The organism is Acinetobacter sp. 226-1 (genome assembly GCF_030329325.1).
GTDB lineage: Bacteria > Pseudomonadota > Gammaproteobacteria > Pseudomonadales > Moraxellaceae > Acinetobacter > Acinetobacter sichuanensis.
This window is the reverse complement of sequence record NZ_JACANU010000046.1, coordinates 1-2,575: the sequence shown is the minus strand read 5'-3', so window position 1 is coordinate 2,575 and position 2,575 is coordinate 1. Positions and strand designations below refer to the sequence as shown.

At 45.8% G+C, this 2,575-nt stretch carries 3 protein-coding genes; all 3 read right to left on the bottom strand.

Annotated elements, in window-relative coordinates:
• Positions 1 to 31 precede the first annotated feature (31 nt).
• Positions 32 to 1,699 (bottom strand): IS66 family transposase, encoded by a 1,668-nt coding sequence (gene tnpC / locus HX124_RS17955; protein WP_286384446.1) that lies wholly within the window; start codon positions 1,697 to 1,699, stop codon positions 32 to 34.
• 74 nt (positions 1,700 to 1,773) lie between these two features.
• A complete protein-coding gene (tnpB, locus tag HX124_RS17950) occupies positions 1,774 to 2,109 on the bottom strand; it encodes an IS66 family insertion sequence element accessory protein TnpB (protein WP_286384447.1) in 336 nt (111 codons plus the stop codon).
• Positions 2,106 to 2,489, bottom strand: coding sequence for an IS66-like element accessory protein TnpA (gene tnpA / locus HX124_RS17945; protein WP_154320129.1), 384 nt, complete (start codon positions 2,487 to 2,489; stop codon positions 2,106 to 2,108). Before tnpA ends, tnpB begins: the two co-directional genes overlap by 4 nt.
• Between the last annotated feature and the right edge of the window lie 86 nt (positions 2,490 to 2,575).

The following is a 2,575-nucleotide window of genomic DNA, read 5'->3' as shown; positions in this document are numbered from 1 at the left end:
GTAAGCGTCCGCTGAACCCCATGCCTATTTTTTAATTCGATTTAGGTTTCCAGCGGTGTGGTAACAATTCTTCAATCTGAGTCACTTTATGTGTCGGCAACCTTTTCAGCACATCACTTAAATAGGCATAGGGATCCAGCCCATTCAGCTTTGCTGACTGGATTAATGTCATAATATTGGCTGCTCGCTGACCGCTGCGCAGCGAACCTGCAAATAACCAGTTCTTACGTCCCAACGCCCAGGGGCGCATCTGGTTTTCCACCCAGTTATTGCAAATCGGTAGATTGCCATCATCCAGATAGCGGCTTAAAGCTGGCCAACGCTTCAGAGTGTAATTGATCGCCTTGGCGGTTGGAGAACTCGATGGCACAGTCAGTTGATGTTGGTTGAGCCATTCATACAGTTGTTGCATCACCGGTTGACTATGCTGTTGTCGGTATTCGCGGCGCTGTTCTGCTGTACCATCGGTCTTTTTCCTGAGTTCTGCTTCTATGGCATACAGTTTCTGAATCAGCACTAATGCCTGTTCAGCGACCTGACTTTTTTTGGTCACATGCAGTTCATGGAATTTACGACGCGCATGCGCCATGCAGCCCACCTCAATGACCTGACCTGATTTAAAGCGTGCTTTATAACCGCTGTAATCATCACAGACCAGATGGCCCTGCCAGTCTTTCAAGAACTCTTCAGCATGCTGGCCTGAACGACTATCCTGAAAGTCATAGATCACCGCCTGAACTGGATTGTACTGTGTGGTGGCATAGGCCCAGACATAACCTTTCTTCGGTTTTTTATTATTCTCACCCATCCGCATGATGGTGACCGGTGTTTCATCTGCATGCAGCACCCGCTGTTGCAGCACCACCTGTTTTAAGGCATTGGCCAGAGGTTCCAGTTCTACACCGCAGCGACCTATCCAGTCAGATAAAGTTGATCTAGAAAGTTCGATTCCCGCCCGCTGATAGATCAGACGTTGACGGTACAGCGGCAAATGATCGGCATACTTCGATACCAGCACATGGCTGAGCAGTTCAGGACTGGCAATACCTTTATCAATCACATAGGCGGGCATCGCTTGCTGAGTCAGAGTGTCACACTGATCACAGACCCATTTACCACGCACATGCTGTTCCTTATAGAACTGTGCCGGTCTGAAATACAGTTTTTCACTGACATCTTCGCCGATACGACGGAGTTGGCAGCCACAAGCACATTGGGTTGATGCAGGTTCATGCTCAATACGGATGGTGTGTAGATGATCTGGCAGTGGTCGACGTTTAGGTTTATTGGTTTTGGCTTTCTGTGTCGCTGCATTGGTTTTATCTGCATTTAGCCGTTCCAGTTCTAGATCAACCGCGGCAATATCTTCTTCAACCGCTTCATCCCACAGATGGATTTGTTTTGCAGTGAGATGTTCGTTTTTACTGCCGAATTTATGCTGTTTAAACAGCGCCAGTTCATGCTCGTATTTTTGATTGAGAATAGAAAGATGCTGAACTTTAGAATCTAATTGCTGATTGGTGACTTCAAGATGTTGAACTTTGGCATCTAATTGTTGATTTGATACTTCCAGATGTTGAACTTGAGCATCTAATTGTTGTTTATCTTCTGCGAGTTGTTGATGCTGCATCGCCAACTGCCGGGTGAATTCCAGCAGTTGTTCATGGGTCAGTTGGCTTAAATCTGGCAGCGTATTCATGACCGCAGTATGCCTGAGGTCATGAGAAGAATGAAATAGAACGTTTGGAGAATGGCAGAATGTAGCAGCCTAGTTTAGAGCATTGTTACTACTTGCTGTCGTCCAATGCGCTGCCAGGGCAAACCCTGGATTAATGCCTGTAACTGTTCTGGACTGAGAGCTACGTTTTCACCTTGGTGAACTTTAGCCCAGTGAAATTTACCCTGTTCCAAACGCCGGGCAGACAGCCAGATGCCCAGTCCATCATGTACCAACACTTTCATACGATGACCACGTTTATTACAGAACAGGTAGGCGCAATGCGGTTTGATTGAGCCAAAGGCTTTCATAATCTGCGCCATGACCGTATCCATCCCTGCTCGCATATCCAGAGGTTGGGTGGAGAGCCAGATTTCATCAATGCGGATCATGTTGCAAGTACCTTGAGTAATTCTGCTAAAGCAGATATTTTCGATACTTGCCATTTCAAGCCAATTTCTGCTTTTGAGTGGGGTAAAGTAATTTGAACTTTTAACATGTCAGTAGGAGTAGGATCTAATGGTGCAGAGCAAGATAAGGCAATAAATGCAGGTTTATTCGGTAGTGGTGAGCGATCACTCCCTGGCTTAGCATCAATTAAGCGAATCCATTTGGATACAAGATTTGTATTCAATCCATGTTGCAAAGCGACTGAAGCAATTGAAACGTCCGGTGCTTTACAAGCCTGAACGATCTGCTGTTTAAATTCAGCACTGTATGTTCTTCGTTTTTTCGCAAGAGATGCGATGGATGTCTGATGATTTGTAGTCATAAACTTAAGTCCCCACTTGTTTCTAAGTGGGGACTAAATTAAGGCTTATAGGATGAATTCAGAAGGTGTGTTCAGCGGACGCTTAC